The organism is Rosenbergiella collisarenosi, assembly GCF_018494085.1.
Taxonomy (GTDB): domain Bacteria; phylum Pseudomonadota; class Gammaproteobacteria; order Enterobacterales; family Enterobacteriaceae; genus Rosenbergiella; species Rosenbergiella collisarenosi.
This window is the reverse complement of the sequence record NZ_JABBFP010000003.1, coordinates 33,431-50,115: the sequence shown is the minus strand read 5'-3', so window position 1 is coordinate 50,115 and position 16,685 is coordinate 33,431. Positions and strand designations below refer to the sequence as shown.

The 16,685-nt window shown below is 48.8% G+C and carries 13 protein-coding genes; 8 read left to right on the top strand and 5 right to left on the bottom strand.

Features of this window, described 5'->3' with window-relative positions; all coding sequences use genetic code 11:
- Positions 1-100: 100 nt before the first annotated feature.
- The 5 genes from rstA to HGT70_RS05905 all read left to right on the top strand — a co-directional run bounded on the left by rstA (position 101) and on the right by HGT70_RS05905 (position 5,226).
- Positions 101-829, top strand: a complete 729-nt coding sequence (rstA, locus tag HGT70_RS05925) for a two-component system response regulator RstA (protein WP_214195253.1) — start codon at positions 101-103, stop codon at positions 827-829.
- On the top strand, positions 826-2,151 hold the full coding sequence (gene rstB, locus HGT70_RS05920; protein ID WP_214195252.1) for a two-component system sensor histidine kinase RstB: 1,326 nt from the start codon (positions 826-828) through the stop codon (positions 2,149-2,151). The genes rstA and rstB overlap by 4 nt, the downstream gene beginning before the upstream one ends.
- The gene (locus HGT70_RS05915) at positions 2,148-3,632 is read left to right on the top strand and encodes a carboxypeptidase M32 (RefSeq protein WP_214195251.1); all 1,485 of its coding nucleotides are present in this window, start codon (positions 2,148-2,150) and stop codon (positions 3,630-3,632) included. The genes rstB and HGT70_RS05915 overlap by 4 nt, the downstream gene beginning before the upstream one ends.
- A 125-nt stretch (positions 3,633-3,757) precedes the next feature.
- A complete protein-coding gene (gene asr / locus HGT70_RS05910) occupies positions 3,758-4,159 on the top strand; it encodes an acid resistance repetitive basic protein Asr (RefSeq protein WP_214195250.1) in 402 nt (133 codons plus the stop codon).
- Positions 4,160-4,413: 254 nt separating this feature from the next.
- Complete coding sequence (locus HGT70_RS05905; protein WP_214195249.1) at positions 4,414-5,226, top strand: trypsin-like serine peptidase; 813 nt, start codon at positions 4,414-4,416, stop codon at positions 5,224-5,226.
- Between the two features lie 13 nt (positions 5,227-5,239).
- Here the strand turns inward: HGT70_RS05905 and hrpA are convergent, their stop codons facing one another.
- Entirely contained in the window at positions 5,240-9,142 is a 3,903-nt protein-coding gene (gene hrpA / locus HGT70_RS05900) for an ATP-dependent RNA helicase HrpA (RefSeq protein ID WP_214195248.1), read from the bottom strand.
- 224 nt (positions 9,143-9,366) lie between these two features.
- Between hrpA and HGT70_RS05895 the strand changes: the two genes are divergently transcribed.
- Positions 9,367-9,960: an FMN-dependent NADH-azoreductase gene (locus HGT70_RS05895; RefSeq protein ID WP_214195247.1), complete on the top strand. Its 594-nt coding sequence runs from the start codon at positions 9,367-9,369 to the stop codon at positions 9,958-9,960.
- A gap of 26 nt (positions 9,961-9,986) precedes the next feature.
- Here HGT70_RS05895 and HGT70_RS05890 read toward each other — a convergent pair whose 3' ends face one another.
- Together HGT70_RS05890 and HGT70_RS05885 are read right to left on the bottom strand one after the other, a co-directional pair.
- A complete protein-coding gene (locus HGT70_RS05890; protein WP_214195245.1) occupies positions 9,987-10,226 on the bottom strand; it encodes a YnbE family lipoprotein in 240 nt (79 codons plus the stop codon).
- Positions 10,223-12,844 carry a YdbH family protein gene (locus HGT70_RS05885; RefSeq protein ID WP_214195244.1) on the bottom strand — a complete coding sequence of 874 codons (2,622 nt, stop codon included), beginning with the start codon at positions 12,842-12,844 and terminating at the stop codon, positions 10,223-10,225. The genes HGT70_RS05890 and HGT70_RS05885 overlap by 4 nt, the downstream gene beginning before the upstream one ends.
- Positions 12,845-12,990: 146 nt before the next feature.
- Here HGT70_RS05885 and HGT70_RS05880 point away from each other — a divergent pair, with 146 nt between their 5' ends.
- Positions 12,991-13,983, top strand: coding sequence for a 2-hydroxyacid dehydrogenase (locus HGT70_RS05880; RefSeq protein ID WP_214195243.1), 993 nt, complete (start codon positions 12,991-12,993; stop codon positions 13,981-13,983).
- A gap of 18 nt (positions 13,984-14,001) precedes the next feature.
- On the opposite strand, the gene HGT70_RS05875 is transcribed toward HGT70_RS05880, so the two are convergent.
- Positions 14,002-14,268 (bottom strand): putative hemolysin, encoded by a 267-nt coding sequence (locus tag HGT70_RS05875; protein WP_214195242.1) that lies wholly within the window; start codon positions 14,266-14,268, stop codon positions 14,002-14,004.
- A 257-nt stretch (positions 14,269-14,525) separates the two neighbouring features.
- Here HGT70_RS05875 and ttcA point away from each other — a divergent pair, with 257 nt between their 5' ends.
- Positions 14,526-15,464 (top strand): tRNA 2-thiocytidine(32) synthetase TtcA, encoded by a 939-nt coding sequence (gene ttcA / locus HGT70_RS05870; protein WP_214195240.1) that lies wholly within the window; start codon positions 14,526-14,528, stop codon positions 15,462-15,464.
- 237 nt (positions 15,465-15,701) lie between these two features.
- On the opposite strand, the gene zntB is transcribed toward ttcA, so the two are convergent.
- Positions 15,702-16,685 carry a zinc transporter ZntB gene (gene zntB / locus HGT70_RS05865; RefSeq protein WP_214195239.1) on the bottom strand — a complete coding sequence of 328 codons (984 nt, stop codon included), beginning with the start codon at positions 16,683-16,685 and terminating at the stop codon, positions 15,702-15,704.

Sequence of the window (16,685 nt, the reverse complement as noted above, 5' to 3'; positions counted from 1 at the left end):
ACGTTATTATACCAGCAAGAGATGCCTTTTTCGTGATAACGTAGCTATAATTTCCAATAACGTTGTTTTATTGTTAAATAATAAAAGAAATTTGTTAAAAATGAATAAAATAGTTTACGTTGAAGATGAAATTGAGGTGGGTGAATTAATTTCTGCTTACTTAAAAAAACATGATATTGAGGTCACTATTGAAACACGTGGAGATCGCGCAGAAGCTACAATTTTGGCCGCTCAGCCGGATCTCGTGTTACTCGACGTCATGTTACCGGGAAAAGACGGAATGTCGTTGTGCCGTGATCTCCGTAGCCAATGGCAAGGGCCAATCGTATTGCTCACCTCTTTGGATAGCGATATGAATCATATTCTCGCCCTCGAAATGGGCGCCAATGACTATATCTTAAAAACAACGCCTCCCGCCGTCTTACTCGCGCGATTACGTCTGCATCTTCGCCAAACACAGTCCCATTCGGTGGGAGAAGAGCGTCCCCCCGCTCAGCGTAATAGTCGATTCATAAGTTTTGGTAAACTCTCCATCGATATGCTCAACCGACAAGTTATCTTGGATGGAGAGAATATTGCCCTCTCAACGGCCGATTTTGACTTATTGTGGGAGCTTGCTAGTCACGCTGGACAAATCCTCAATCGTGATGCGTTGCTGCAAACGTTAAGGGGTGTCAGTTATGACGGCATGGATCGTAGTATTGATGTAGCGATCTCTCGACTGCGCAAGAAACTTCACGATAATGCGACAGAGCCGTTTCGCATTAAAACCATTCGTAATAAAGGGTATCTGTTTGCCCCACAAGCGTGGGAAACCGAGGCGGAATGAAAAAATTATTCATTCAATTTTATCTATTACTGTTCGTCTGTTTTATCGTGATGACCTTATTGGTCGGACTGGTGTACAAAATGACAGCCGAACGCGCTGGCCGACAGTCGATGAACGATTTGATGGCCAGTTCGCTATCACTGATGCGTAGTGAATTACGCGAGATCCCGCCCAAAGACTGGAATAGCACGGTTGATAACCTCGACCTCAATCTATCGTTTAAATTACATATCGAACCGCTCACTAACTACCAGTTACCCGCTACGGATATGCGCCGCTTACACTCTGGGGAGATCGTTGCGCTCGATGACCAATACACGTTTATCCAGCATATTCCTCGCAGCCACTACGTGCTTTCCGTCGGCCCTATTCCTTATCTGTTTTTTTTACATCAGATGAGGATGCTTGATGTCTTACTTTTGACGTTTATCGCCATGTCGCTCGCACTACCGGTATTTATTTGGATGCGCCCCCACTGGCAAGAAATGTTGAAGTTGGAAAAAATGGCACAACGCTTCGGTGAGGGTGATTTAGATGCCCGTACGCAATTTGAAAGTACCTCAAGCCTATTCCGACTCGGCGTAGCCTTTAATCAAATGGCCGATAACATTAAAGATTTAGTGGCGAGCAAAAAACGGCTGATTGATGGTATCGCGCATGAATTGCGTACGCCATTGGTGCGTATGCGTTATCGGTTGGAGATGAGTGATAACCTTTCAGATGCTGAGTCAACAGCGTTAAATCGAGATATTGGTCAACTTGAAGGACTGATCCAAGAGTTGCTCACGTTTGCACGTCTCGATCGACCTCAGGTCGCGCTCTCTTTGCAACAATTCGATCTCCGTGAATGGTTAGTAGAATGTGTCGACGACCTACGTCTGATACGCACAGATAAAACGATTGATCTTGATATCCCTGCACAGGCTGCGATCCACAGTCTCGATAATCGATTATTAGAACGCGTCTTAGATAACCTGGTTAATAATGCCCTGCGCTACGCACAACAGCGAATACGCATCAGCCTTTGGTTCGATGCTCAGCATGGATATTTACAGGTTGAAGATGACGGCGAGGGTATCCCCGCCGAACAACGCATCAAGATCTTCGAACCCTTTGTGCGACTGGACCCTAGCCGTGATCGTGCTACCGGCGGCTGCGGATTGGGACTGGCGATTGTTCACTCAATTGCGCAGGCATTTCAAGGAACTATTCGCGCAGAAAGCAGCCCCTTAGGGGGCGCATGTTTACGTTTTAGCTGGCCCTTGAGCCCACTTACTCAAGATATGCCCCTTCCTCCTACCGTACGCAAGGATCTCTCATGACTGCCTATCAAGCTCTAACTGAACGTTTTCAACGCTTGTCCCGCCTTAACCATCTTTCGGCGATTGCTGGATGGGATATGCAGACGATGATGCCGCACGGGGGCAGCGACGCACGCGGCGAAGCGCTAGCCGAACTCAGCGTTATGCACCACGAGATTTTAGTTCAGCAAACGACTGGCGAACTCTTAGCACAGGCGCAAAACGAAGGACTGGATGATGACCAGCTCGCGAATCTGCGCGAGATGGCCCGTCAGTATACCGATGCAGCCCTATTGCCTGCCGAGCTAGTGGAGGCGAAAGCCTTAGCGGGGAGTCGATGCGAACAAGCCTGGCGCCAACAACGCATCGATAACGACTGGCAAGGTTTCCAACGTAATCTGGTCCCCGTTGTTGATCTCGCACGCCAAGAAGCCCAGCTACGCGCACAGAAATTAGGGGGATCGCCGTACGATGCGCTGCTTAATCTCTATGAGCCTGGCATGACCAGCCAACGTCTTGATACGATCTTCGGGGACTTAACCCAGTGGCTTCCAGAACTATTACAAGAGGTGGTCGCTAAGCAGCCGCCCCTTGCGCCCTCACAAACGACTCGCATCTTCCCAATATCTCAGCAACAGGCACTGGCTCAGGCCGTGATGCAGCGCCTAGATTTTAATTTCGACCATGGTAGGCTTGATATCAGTGCTCACCCTTTCTGTGGCGGCGTACCGACGGATGTTCGTATTACGACTCGTTACGATACACAAGAATTCCTGAGTGCCTTGATGGGCGTTATTCATGAAACTGGACACGCGCGCTACGAACAAAACCTACCTAGCCAATGGTCGGGTCAACCTATTGCTTTAGCACGTTCGACCGCTATCCATGAGTCGCAAAGCCTATTTTTCGAGATGCAACTCGGGCGTAGCACATCATTTCTAAAAGGCCTACACCCGCTGATCTGCCAAAATTTAACGGCGGCTACAGATCTCACCTTGAACGATTTGGTGCAGCAGGTTCAACGGGTTGCACCCGGGTTGATCCGTGTCGATGCCGATGAGGTGAGCTATCCAGCGCATGTCATCTTGCGCTATGAAATTGAGCGCGCGTTGATTAACGCTGAGATTGAGGTAAGCGATATCCCTGAACTGTGGGATGAGAAAATGCAGCGCTATTTAGGGCTTAGTACTGCGGGCAACTATCGTGATGGCTGTATGCAGGATATCCATTGGACAGACGGCTCCTTCGGTTACTTCCCTACCTATACGCTGGGGGCGATGTATGCTGCCCAATTGTTTAATGCAATGCGTGACCAACAACCGGAGAGCGAAACCGCTATCGCTACGGGTGATCTAGCGCCCACCTTTAACTGGTTAAAAGAAAATATTTGGCAGCATGGCAGCCGGTATTCAGTGGACAACTTGATCCAGCAGGCAACAGGGGAAACGCTCAATCCACACTGGTTTAAACGCCACTTGGAACAGCGCTATCTAGGCCGATAAGGTGATTGTACATACCGTTACATACCGATACCAATCACTCACGGACAGCCAATGCGATTACTCATATAGTGTCTCTACCGGCTCCGCAGTGGGCTATCCGATAATGTGATATTGAGGAAATTCAAATGAAAAAGCTTTTCGCACTGGTAGTTGCCGCGGCTATGGGTATCTCTTCAGCAGCTTTCGCTGCAGACACTACAGCTGCCCCAGCAGCTACAACTGCTAAGACTACGACTACTGCTGCACCTGCTAAGCACCATGCTAAAAAGCATCATGCTAAGAAAGCTAAACCTGCTGCAGAGCAAAAAGCGCAAGCGGCTAAAAAGCACCACGCTAAGAAAGCTAAACCTGCTGCAGAGCAAAAAGCACAAGCGGCTAAAAAGCACCACGCTAAGAAAGTAAAACCTGCTGCAGCACAAAAAGCGCAAGCAGCTAAAAAGCACCACGCTAAGAAAGTAAAACCTGCTGCAGCACAAAAAGCACAAGCTGCTAAAAAGCACCACGCTAAGAAAGTCACTAAAAAATAAGTACGTCTCGAACGCTACTAGCGTCATAGTGATACAAGCACCCGGTTTTACCGGGTGTTTCTTTACGGGAGTTTACCCATGATGCGCCGCTACCGTTATGAAATTATACTTCTGACCGTTGTCGTTTGTGGTATTATGGCTGCCTGTTGTTTTGTCTAGCATTATCCTCACCGTGACAATTCCCTCCCTTTTCCCCATTGATACGACTATAGTATCGCTATACTACATCTACTCCTGCGGCCGTTGAGAACCTTATGCGCTTCGAAAAAATATGTTTTTTAACCCTTATCTGCTGTAATTTCCATGCTTACGCAGATGACGATACGCTCAGCGCAGCGCAGATTAAGACGTTATTTTTTGGCCAAGACCATCGCGTGGAAATTGCTAAACCCCAAGATCATCCTTGGGATGCTATCGGTCAATTGGAAACTGAAAGTGGTAACTTATGCACGGCCACGCTTATTTCTCCGCATATTGCATTAACGGCAGGTCACTGTCTGCTCGCCCCTCCCGGTAAGTTCGATCCCCCTGTCGCGCTACGGTTTGTGACGACTAAGAAAGGGTGGCGGTATGAGTTACACGACATTGACGCAAAAGTCGCCCCGACGCTAGCAGGGAAATTGAAAGCCGCCGGTGAAGGTTGGATCGTCCCAGCTAGAGCCGCACCGTCCGATTACGCCATCGTTATTTTACATAACCCACCTTCTGCAATAACACCTATTCCGCTTTTTAGCGGCGACAGAGATCAACTCGATGTAGCGCTTAAATCGGTGAATAATTTAGTGACTCAAGCCGGTTATCCCGCGGATAACCTCGATAATCTGTTTGCTCATGAAGGCTGTAAGATTACTGGCTGGGCGCAAACGGCAGTGCTCTCCCACCAATGTGATACATTGCCAGGCGATAGCGGCTCGCCGCTAATGATTAAAACTAATAATCAATGGCAGATCATCGGGGTCCAGAGTTCCGCTCCCGGCCCGCAGGATCGCTATCGCGCAGATAACCGTGCCATCGCGGTAAGCTCGTTCACCAGTAAGATCCCAAGCCTGACGAATGGCCTAAACTAAGCCTCGCCGAGCCTTAGCTCGGCGTCTCTTCCAGTGACTGTAGGATACGTTTTTCAGACACTGGGTGAGGTGTCCCCAGCTGCTGAGCAAAAAGGCTCACCCGTAGCTCTTCTATCATCCAGCGAGCAGACAAGACCTTTTCATTATTTTGATCGGCTTTAGATAACTTATTACGATAACGTTGTAGCGCTTGCTCAACCTGTTGAATACGCAACATCCGTGCACGATCGCTGTGTGGATCTATGGGAAGCTTATCTAAACGTCGTTCGATCGCCTGTAAATAACGCAACGTGTCCGCCAACTTGTGCCAACCATTCTTCGTCACAAACCCTGGATAAACGAGATGCGAAAGCTGCGCTTTGATATCACTTAATGCCAGCGCTAACGCCATATCGACGCGGCCTTTTAGACGTTTGTTAATAGCAAATACGGTAGAGAGAATTTTCTCGACCTGTTGAGCAATGTCTACCACCGTTTGATTAAGCTCAGCCTTAACCTTTTCACGCAGCACAGAAAAGTGCTGTGCGTCCCAGACGAGGCCGCCATGCTGCGCCATTATCTTATCAATCCCGCAGTGGATACAATCATCGATAAGCTGTAGAACCTGCCCGTAGGGATTAAAGTACAGCCCCAGCTTGGCCTTATTCGGGAGTTTCTCGTGCAGATACTTGACCGGCGAAGGAATATTTAGCAGAAGTAATCGGCGCTGACCTTGCCACATTGCCTGACGCTGCTCTGCCTCGGTATCGAAAAGTTTAATCGCAACACTCTGCTTCTCGTCCACCAGCGCTGGCCACGCTTTCAGCGTAAACCCGGCCTGTTTACGGCTGAAAGTCTGTGGAAGTTCGCCGAAATCCCATTCGGTCACGCCCTGCTTTTCTAACCCAATATCGGCTACTTTCGATAGCGTCTCGCGGACTTTGCCTTTCAGTTTCAGTTGTAGCGCGGCAAGCGATTTACCCTCTTCCAATTTCTTATTATGACCATCGACGACGCGAAACGTCATTTTGAGATGTTCAGGCACCTGCTGCAGTTGCCAAGCATCACGATCGATGGTCACGCCACTCATGCGCCGAAACTCACGCTCCAGCGCGTCCAGTAATGGCATATTCATATCGGTAACACGGCCTAAGAATGCCTCAGCATAGTCTGGTGCCGGGACAAAATTTCGACGTACCGGTTTAGGTAATGACTTGATCAAGGCGACGACTAACTCTTTGCGTAAGCCGGGAATTTGCCAATCGAAGCCCTGTTCGTCAATTTGGTTAAGTAACGGCAATGGGACATGCACCGTCACCCCATCGGCATCCTGTCCAGGCTCGAACTGATAAGTGAGCGGTAGCTGGACATTACCTTGTCGCCAATTATTAGGATAATCGTTAGCATCGACCTGACCTGCACCCTCTCTAACTAACATCTCTTTGTCGAAATCGAGCTGCTGAGGGTCGTCTTGATAGGCCTTTTTCCACCACTTATCAAAATGGCGCACAGAGACTATGTCTGAAGGGATGCGCTGCTCATAGAACGCAAACAAGGTCTCGTCATCAACGAGAATGTCTCGACGCCGAGATTTATGCTCAAGATCTTCCACTTCCAGACGAAGAGCCTGGTTGTGGCTAAAGAAGCGATGTGTCGTCTGCCACTCCCCCTCAACCAGTGCGTGACGGATAAAGAGCTCGCGGCATAAAACCGGATCAATACGGCTGTAATTGACCTTACGCTGTGTGATGATCGGTAAACCATATAAGGTCACCTTTTCGAAGGCCGCGACGGATCCTTGCTTTTTCTCCCAGTGCGGTTCGCTGTAGCTATGCTTAACTAGATGACCCGCCAGTGGCTCGATCCACTCTGGCTCGATTTTAGCGGCGATCCGTCCCCATAACTTGCTCGTCTCGACTAACTCGGCGACCATCACCCATTTAGGCGGTTTTTTAAAGAGGCTCGATGCAGGAAAAAGGTGAAAGCGAGTCTGTCGCGCGCCCAAAAACTCACCCTTTTCGATATCTTTTTGCCCAACGCGTGACAGTAAGCCGCTCAGTAGCGCACTGTGTAACTCACGATACGGAGCGGGTTGGCTGTTTACCGCAAATCCCAATTCACGAACGACTTGCCGTAATTGCGTATAGATGTCTTGCCACTCACGGATGCGCAGATAATTTAGGTAATCGCTCTTACATTGACGACGGAATTGATTGCCAGTTAAGGCTTTCTGTTGTTCCTGTACGTAGTTCCAAAGAGTGATCCACGCAAGAAAGTCCGATTCCTTATCAGCGAAGCGGCGATGTTTCTCGTCCGAGGCCTGCTGCCTGTCGACCGGGCGTTCTCGCGGATCTTGAATAGAGAGTGCGGCAGTAATAATCATAGCCTCACGCACACATCCAAATTGTTGAGCAGCCAAGACCATCTTTGCGAGTCGAGGGTCGATCGGCAGTTGTGCCAGCTGTCGTCCTACAGTGGTCAACTTCTGGCTATCGTGTCCAGTGCTCTCTAGAGCCCCTAATTCTTCTAATAGACGGACACCATCTTGAATATTACGGTTGTCTGGTTTCTCGACAAACGGAAATTTTTGAATATCGCCCAGCCCGAGTGCAGTCATCTGCAAGATCACCGACGCTAAGTTGGTGCGTAATATCTCAGGATCCGTAAATTCTGGGCGGGTCTGGTAATCGTCCTGAGAATAAAGGCGGATACAGATACCCTCTGAGACCCGGCCACAACGCCCTGCACGTTGGTTAGCGGAGGCCTGAGAAATGGGTTCTATCGGCAGACGCTGCACCTTGGTTCGGTAACTATAGCGGCTAATCCTCGCAGTACCGGGATCAATCACATATTTGATCCCAGGTACCGTCAAGGAGGTTTCTGCAACGTTTGTCGCTAAGACAATCCGCCGACCGGTGTGCGATTGAAACACCCTATTCTGCTCACTGTTTGAGAGCCGTGCATAAAGAGGCAAGATTTCAGTATGCGGTAAATCTCGACGCGAAAGCGCATCCGCAGTATCGCGGATTTCGCGCTCCCCACTCATAAATATAAGAATATCGCCGGGTGGCTCGCGGTAAAGTTCATCGACGGCATCGAAGATGGCCTGTAATTGATCGCGATCCCCTTCGCTACTCTCTGCGCTGACCGGACGATAACGCACGTCCACCGGGTAGGTTCGTCCAGAGACTTCAATGATTGGCGCATCCCCGAAATGTTTAGAAAAACGTTCAGGGTCGATGGTAGCAGAGGTAATGATGACTTTAAGATCGGGACGCTTAGGCAGCAATTCGCGCAGGTAACCCAATAGGAAATCGATGTTAAGACTACGCTCATGCGCCTCATCGATAATCAAAGTATCGTATTGCAACAAGCGTTTGTCCTGCTGAATCTCTGCAAGCAAGATACCGTCAGTCATCAACTTGACATGTGTCTGTTCTGAAATTTGATCGGTAAAACGCACCCGATAGCCTACGACTCCGCCGAGAGCACTCCCTAACTCCTCAGCAATCCGCGTTGCGACTGTACGGGCCGCCAGACGCCGTGGCTGAGTGTGACCGATTAGTCCTTGTCGCCCGCGGCCTAGCGCGAGACAAATTTTTGGAATCTGGGTTGTTTTACCCGAACCCGTCTCCCCCGCAATAATCACGACCTGATGGCGACTAATCGCCTCAGCGATAGCCTGTTGCTTTTGGCTGACGGGAAGATTATCGGGGAAAGTGATAACCGAAGGACGACCGCTCTCATGGTTCGCAAGACGCTGCTCAGCGGCGATCAGCTCCTGTTCTATTTTGGCGACTACCGCTTGCTGCGAGGCCGGTTGAGCTATCTTATCAATCCCTCTTAATCGGCGACGAAGCTGCTGACGATCACGAAATAAAACCTGATCACTGCGCGTCCAGAGTGAGGAAAGGGTCGTGGAATCGATTTTAGACATAGAGCGGTATTACCTTGAAGTAGCAACAGTAGAAGAGAATATCGATACAGCCAACTTACTGTTCTATTATATCACAACTCATTGTTAAGCGGCAGGTTAGCACCCATAAGTCTAGGTTAAGGTTCATTCAGATTTTTTGAATATGGACATCGAAAACATTGCCTTTTTTTTGGCGACTAACCCCTTTATAGTGAGCATAACTTACCGAACAACAAGGATAAATCATGAGCAAGGTATTAGTACTTAAATCAAGTATTCTCGCAGACTACTCACAATCGAGTTTATTAGCCGACCACTATGCCGCTTCAGCCACAGCAAAAGGTGACACTGTCACGGTACGTGATCTCGCAGCTAACCCTATTCCGGTACTGGATGGTGAATTAGTGGGTGCACTACGCCCAAGCGATGCCGCGCTAACCGAGCGTCAACAGCAAGCGTTAACCCTTTCTGACCAGCTTATTGCCGAATTACAAGCGCACGATGTCATCGTTATCGCCGCGCCAATGTATAACTTTAATATCTCTACGCAGTTGAAAACTTACTTTGATTTGATCGCTCGTGCAGGCGTGACATTCCGTTACACCGGGACGGGGCCAGAAGGCTTAGTCGTCGGTAAAAAAGCCGTCGTGCTTTCCACCCGCGGCGGCATCCATAAAGACACCCCAACCGATTTAGTCACGCCATACCTGGCATTGTTTTTAGGCTTTATTGGGATTACCAACGTGCAAACCATCCTTGCCGAAGGTATTGCATATGGGCCAGAGGTCGCCACCAAAGCTATTGAAGACGCAAAAGCGCAAATCGATCAGCTGGTATAAGCTTTCGCATGACTAAACAAAGCGCCCTATTGGGCGCTTTGTTGTTTCTGCTGCCCGGGAGCTTGCATTTTCTCTGGCGTTCTCTCTGCTTGGCGCTGGTGAATGAGTTTTTCAACATCAGGATCTGCTTTGATGGTGATGTCGTGATCGACTTTCACATTCATATTGATAGTGATCGGCTCTTTCGGCGCAGCTACCTCAATTTTGGGAATACAGCCTACCAGAGTCGTGGCAACAGCGAGCATTATGATGAGATTAAGTTTCATTGTCCTTTTTCCTTATTAGCAGGTAGCCGAGTCTGCTCCTCTAACCATGACTGTAAATTATCGCCATAGCTGAGACTGCGCCATAGCATAAAAATATTTTCGGTATGGTGATAATTGAGATTGACGCGTTGTCTCTTGTCATCGAAGCGGCTAGTACCGTGGATCTGCGATTTCATCAGTAGGTCGCCTTTAGCGCTGACTTGCACCGTCGCGTAGGACTTCGAAATCTCCATATAACGTAACCAATCTATTGCCGCACCGGCCGCGAGGTTATTTTTAAGAACTTGATCTAACAAGTCTTTGTCTACCCGTAGCGTCAGGCCTTTATCATCTTTAATCCAACCATTTTCGATAAGCCACGGCGAATTCTCAAACCACAACGGTAGTTGACCGCTGATTTTACCAGACATAGCGATCTGCTTCGGGTGAATGGCGGTAATAAGCTGGCTCATCCCTAGATGCTTAATCTCGAGCTGCGCACTGTGGTGCTGAGGCAGGCGTAAGTGCGCCATAGCTAAGCTCCCCCCGAAAATATCGACTGATGTATTATTGATTTCCATTGGGTGCTGCTCATCCCACGGCCAGCTGCCTTTAAGCTGCAGGGTAAGATCGCTCATCGGGAACTTATTCTCAATTTGCGCGATGTTCAACGCCACAGGCTCGCGCAATCCAAAATGCCAGCGGTGATCTGTAAAGCGGAAAGGCAAGGAAAAATTAACCCCCTTAAACTGGTAGTCCGGTAGCCAAATGTTGCCATCCTTGACGACCCAATGCCCCCCGGCTTGAAATCCCTTATCGTCAGTGAAGGAGAACGCCGCTTGTGCCCGTAAGTCCCCAGAATGTAACGCGACTCGACTTTCCGGTCCGGCAAGCGGTTGGAATACGGAGAGTGATTGCTCTGGCCACCACGCACGGCCTAACCAACGGCTCTTATCTCGCCGCCCGATAACCCGCACCGGGCCGATTTGTTTGGCAACTAATTGGCCTTTAAATCCAAACTGATCAGGCGTTGTTCCCTGCACATCGAGATTCAATTGCGCGGCGGGAAGTTGACTTGTTTCGCCAAAGAACGTCGAATCTGAGACGATTTTAAATCCTCCCGAGAACTGTGGCTTTTCTTGCTGAGTGATCCAATGTGCGGGCTGAGTCAACGTCATGCGCGGCTTTTGCATAAGCATGCTGCCGTAGCGGATCTGGTCAAAGCCGGTAGAGAGTGAAGTTAAAGTAATTTCTTCGTCATGCCAGAAGCCTCTTCCTTGCACGTCCCAATTAGCCGTCAGTGGCAGGATCATCCCTTTCCCCCAATAACGCCAATCCCACCGCCCTTTATCGGGTAAGAAGTTCTCTGCCATCCCTGCCAGGTGCAGAAGATAAAAGCTACTCTGCTGATTACGCACCATGAAATTGGCTTGTAACAGCCCACTGAGTCCCTGCGCAGTCAATCTCACTCCTGCAATAGGCCATCGCGCTTCGTCGACTTCCCACCCCGGTAAGACTTCTCCGCGCATTAATAGCAGGGCTTTTGGTTGGAAGTGCAGCGTAGGGCTGGTTAACATTCCGGTGAGTGTCGCCGGTAACCCCGCGTAAAACTGCAAATCTTGTAATTTTGCGGTACCGGTCAACCGCAGGGGAAATTGATTATCACTGAGCGATAATGTTCCCGGCCCGAGATTGAGCACTACATTGCCTTTTCCGCCACGCCCTTGAGTAAGCGCATTAACGCGACCACTAATCAGCGTTTGCTCGAAGCCTTGCTGCCAATGACGTGCAGTGAGGGAGAAAAAACCGCTAAGCGGCTGGCCTGGCATTGACCAGGCCCAGGACCCCTTTTCAACGCGAAATTCATCGTCTGTGACGCTGAAAGGCGCTCGAAGTAAAGGTGACTGAGCGGTAGTATCGTTGATGAGTAATTCACCCTGCTGGTGGTCACGCGATAGACTCACCATCAGAGGCTTGGGATAGTCAGCAAGGGTTATATTACCCCGCAAGTTCGCCTCTTCAGGAACCGAAGCAAGGCTATCGGTTAGCTGAACGTTACCTGATAACGATAACGGTTGTTTGAACAAGGGATGAGTTACTGTAATCTCGTGCAACGTTAAGGTCTGCCCAGAGAGTGCCGCATCGAGAGACAGTGCTTGTCCTTGGTAAAGAAGATGCTGTTCGGCTCCTGCTGAGGAGAATCTCAATGCGCCTTGATAGGTTTGCCAAGGAGCAATCGTTAGCGAAGCGATATCGAGATTAAGGCTCGGTAAGGTCTGCTGAAGATGGCGTAGACTTAACGGTGAGCTCTCTGTTGAGGCCGTAGATGGCCACTGTTTAAAGCAGTCACTGTTGACAGTGACCTGTTGCGCAGAAAGCTTAATCGGAAAGCGACTCAGCGCAACCTTCGGTGACGTTACCTGTGCTAGTTGGCACCCTTGCGTAGAAATTGAAAAAGTGGGTAGCTTGAGTTGCGAGAAAGATAACGAAAAGCCGCTTTGCCGCTCGACAGTGACGCCTTGAGGGAGGTAATGCTGTACTAACGGAACGAACCATTGATTGATCGATAGACCCAATCCAATAAGACTGATGCCCACAATGGCTAGAGCAAATAAGATATAGCGTAACGCTAGCGACATATTTCCTTATCCCTTATAACGCTTTTAACAAGTTCCAATAATCATTAATTTTATTTATTAATTTACTCAAATAAAAATGACGTAGCGCAAGAAGTATTGACTCTGCTCGCAGTATAACATTACCCGCCTCTAATGGAGAAAAATCTATGAAAATTGCGGTTTATAGTACTAAGGGATATGACCAAGCGGTACTGAATAAGGTTAACGAAGGGTTCGCCTACACATTCAGCTTCTTTGACTTTCGGCTGACGACAGAAACAGCGAAAAACGCCGTCGGTCACGACGCAGTGTGTTTGTTCGTTAATGATGAATGCGATGCGTCTATTTTAGCGGAATTACACCGCTTGGGGGTAAGGGTCATCGCACTGCGTTGCGCGGGCTTCGATAATGTCGACCTACACAGCGCAAAAGAACTCGGTATTGAGGTGGTCAGGGTACCGGCTTACTCGCCAGAGGCTGTGGCCGAACATACCATCGGATTGATGATGTGCTTAAATCGACGGATCCATCGTGCTTACCAGCGGACACGTGAGGGCAATTTTTCGTTAGAAGGGCTAACGGGTTTTAATATGTTCGGTAAAACCGCCGGCATCATTGGTACCGGTAAAATTGGTCTCGCAACATTACGTATATTACGGGGTTTCGGCATGGAATTATTGGCGACAGATCCTTTTCCCTCTAAAGATGTCGCCGCACTAGGGGTCAGTTATACCGACTTGAATGATCTACTTGCTCGGTCCGATGTAATCTCATTACATTGCCCGATGACCCCAGATAACCATCACCTACTTAACGCTCAGGCTTTTAAGAAAATGAAAAGCGGAGTGATGATCATTAATACCAGTCGGGGGGGATTGATAGACTCTTCTGCCGCGATAGAAGCGCTCAAAGCAGGTAAAGTCGGTGCCTTAGGGATGGATGTCTATGAAAATGAACGAGAACTGTTCTTCGAGGATAAATCAAATGAAATCATTCAAGATGATATTTTTGGACGCCTCTCAGCCTGCCATAATGTCCTATTTACCGGACATCAAGCCTTTCTAACCCAAGAAGCGCTTACTAGTATTGCTCAGACGACACTGAACAATTTAGCGCAAATACTGCGCGGTGAGCCTTGTGACAACACAGTGACTCACTAAGGGAATTTACGGCCAGCGTTAGCGTGCACAACTCCCGCTCATCAATGCGGTCTCACTACAACGCTTGCCATTCACTAACTGGCACATTCCAACGCGGCTTCCATCGAGTTGACGCGTATAAGCCAAGGATCCCCCTGCCATCGCACAATTATCCGCTGCGACGACCGACATATGTACGGGTTGAATATGGGCTGCAGTAGCCTGTTGCTCAGGTTCTGCCGGAGGGTGGCTACATCCGGCGAGTAACAAGACAGAACTCGCTAGCAGTAAGGAAACAACTTTCATTCGGTAAGCTCCAGAGGGGAATTAAGCAAGAGCTTGAAAATATGTCAGAGTTGGCATAATTAATCGAGCCATTACATAACTTTTTACGATTTAGTTTTACATTTCGCTGTTAAGCGATTATTGCTAAGACTTTTATTGCAATACTTCTGATTGGGACAGGAAATATGCTAGACTTCGCCGCGCGTTTGAACACATAAGTCCTTCAAACGATATCCTAAGACCTTCTCGTAGAATTCTTTGATTCAGGTACTCGCTTAATGTCATTCAATCCCGAAGTTAACAGTAAACAGCAATATAACTTTAATAAATTACAAAAACGCTTGCGTCGTAACGTCGGTGAGGCGATTGCTGATTTCTCGATGATTGAAGAAGGCGACCGGATTATGGTTTGTTTGTCTGGCGGTAAAGACAGCTATACCTTACTGGAAATCCTGCGTAGCTTGCAAAAAAGTGCTCCAATCAACTTTTCGTTGATTGCGGTTAACCTGGATCAGAAACAGCCTGGTTTTCCAGGGCATATTCTTCCCGAATACCTTGAGTCTTTAGGTGTGGAATATAAGATTGTCGAGGAAGACACATACTCTATCGTTAAAGAGAAAGTCCCTGAAGGTAAAACCACGTGTTCACTCTGTTCGCGGTTGCGCCGAGGTATCCTCTATCGTACTGCCAGTGAATTAGGGTGTACCAAGATCGCCTTAGGTCACCATCGCGATGATATTCTTCAAACTTTGTTTTTAAATATGTTCTACGGCGGGAAAATGAAGGGAATGCCGCCAAAATTGATGAGCGATGATGGTAAGCATATCGTCATTCGTCCTCTCGCTTACTGTCGCGAGAAAGATATTATTCGCTTTTCAGAGGCGAAACAGTTCCCGATCATCCCCTGTAATCTTTGTGGCTCGCAGCCCAACCTACAGCGCCAGGTTATCGGTGATATGTTACGGGATTGGGATAAACGCTATCCTGGTAGAATCGAGACCATGTTCAGTGCGATGCAAAACATCGTTCCATCACATATGGCAGATACTCAACTTTTCGACTTTCATGCGGTCACCCATGGAACTCCAGTCGTCGACGGGGGGGATTTAGCGTTTGATCGAGAAGATATCCCCGTTACTCCTCTTGGTTGGCAAGCAGAAGATGAAAGCCATCAACCTCATACCCTGAACCGCTTAGATATTGTCGAATTAAATTAGTAATAAAGGGCGGCTAATGCCGCCCTTTTCATCATTATTATCATGCAAAAAAAAACCGGCCCTAGTTACCTAGGTGCCGGGGTCATGAGAATCAATTACGCTATGCTTTAATTCAAAAAATAAGACAATGTGGAGCGCAACGTCCATCGCTTGACGTTGCATTCACCTGCGAAAAAGATTATGCCCCAGTCTTAACAAATCCGTTTTGATGCAGATCACCTTTTAAGTTCTCTCAACTTACAGCCACTTCCTGCTCTTGAGCCATAAGGTGACTGCAATAGCGATCGCCGCAAGCAGCACACAAAAGACTGAAAAGCCGTAGTGCCAACTTCCTCCCGGGATGCCGCCTAGATTGACCCCGAACAGCCCTGTCAGGAAAGTCGCGGGTAGAAAGACCATGGCCATTAACGACATGATATAAGTGCGGCGATTCATCGACTCGGCAATCAGTGCATCAATTTCATCGCTAATTACCGCCGTACGTGCAATACCTGCATCCAGATCTTCCAAACCTCGCCCTAGTCTATCGGCGATATCTTGCATCAGGCGTCGATCTTCGTCCGCCATCCAGGTGAATTTTTCATTGGCAATTCTCGCGAAAACATCACGTTGCGGAGCCATATAACGGCGCATAACGATCAGCTGTTTACGCAAAAGAGCCATTTCGCCTCGCGCTGGAACCTTGCCATCTAACAGGGCATCCTCTAAGGCGATAATGCGATCATAGAGCTGCTCGATAAACTCACCGCTTTGCTCCGTGAGTGCGTCACAAAACTCAACGATCCAGTTACCCGCATTCTCTGCACCATGACCTTTCTGTAGGTCCTCCCATACGGTGTCGATGGCACGCGCTTTACGCTTACGCGTGGTGATGATTAAATCACCATTAATAAAGACGCGTACCGCGACCAGCTGATCAGGTCGTGCGTTATCATTATGATTGATACTCCGTAACACCAACATGAAACCATCGGCGAGCCGGCTGATACGCGGTCGCAGGCTGTCGCCAGCCAAAGCATCACGCACCGTATCGGGAATAAGCGGTGTGGATTGCAGCCAGTCTCGGCTTACGGTTGAGGAGTAATCTAAATGCACCCAGCACGGTTTCGTCGGGCCGATCGCACCCGCAGAGGAGATGGGTAACATCCCCCCTTCACCATCCAATTGGCAAGCAATGATTGCATCCGGTACATGCAGTTGTGTGATATCGATTGAGCTCAA

What these genes read in the sequence shown, in the direction of transcription:
- rstA (WP_214195253.1), top strand. Translation starts at nt 101, where the DNA reads ATGAATAAAATAGTTTACGTTGAAGATGAAATTGAGGTGGGTGAATTA.
- rstB (WP_214195252.1), top strand. Translation starts at nt 826, where the DNA reads ATGAAAAAATTATTCATTCAATTTTATCTATTACTGTTCGTCTGTTTT.
- HGT70_RS05915 (WP_214195251.1), top strand. Translation starts at nt 2,148, where the DNA reads ATGACTGCCTATCAAGCTCTAACTGAACGTTTTCAACGCTTGTCCCGC.
- asr (WP_214195250.1), top strand. Translation starts at nt 3,758, where the DNA reads ATGAAAAAGCTTTTCGCACTGGTAGTTGCCGCGGCTATGGGTATCTCT.
- HGT70_RS05905 (WP_214195249.1), top strand. Translation starts at nt 4,414, where the DNA reads ATGCGCTTCGAAAAAATATGTTTTTTAACCCTTATCTGCTGTAATTTC.
- hrpA (WP_214195248.1), bottom strand. Translation starts at nt 9,142, where the DNA reads ATGTCTAAAATCGATTCCACGACCCTTTCCTCACTCTGGACGCGCAGT.
- HGT70_RS05895 (WP_214195247.1), top strand. Translation starts at nt 9,367, where the DNA reads ATGAGCAAGGTATTAGTACTTAAATCAAGTATTCTCGCAGACTACTCA.
- HGT70_RS05890 (WP_214195245.1), bottom strand. Translation starts at nt 10,226, where the DNA reads ATGAAACTTAATCTCATCATAATGCTCGCTGTTGCCACGACTCTGGTA.
- HGT70_RS05885 (WP_214195244.1), bottom strand. Translation starts at nt 12,844, where the DNA reads ATGTCGCTAGCGTTACGCTATATCTTATTTGCTCTAGCCATTGTGGGC.
- HGT70_RS05880 (WP_214195243.1), top strand. Translation starts at nt 12,991, where the DNA reads ATGAAAATTGCGGTTTATAGTACTAAGGGATATGACCAAGCGGTACTG.
- HGT70_RS05875 (WP_214195242.1), bottom strand. Translation starts at nt 14,268, where the DNA reads ATGAAAGTTGTTTCCTTACTGCTAGCGAGTTCTGTCTTGTTACTCGCC.
- ttcA (WP_214195240.1), top strand. Translation starts at nt 14,526, where the DNA reads ATGTCATTCAATCCCGAAGTTAACAGTAAACAGCAATATAACTTTAAT.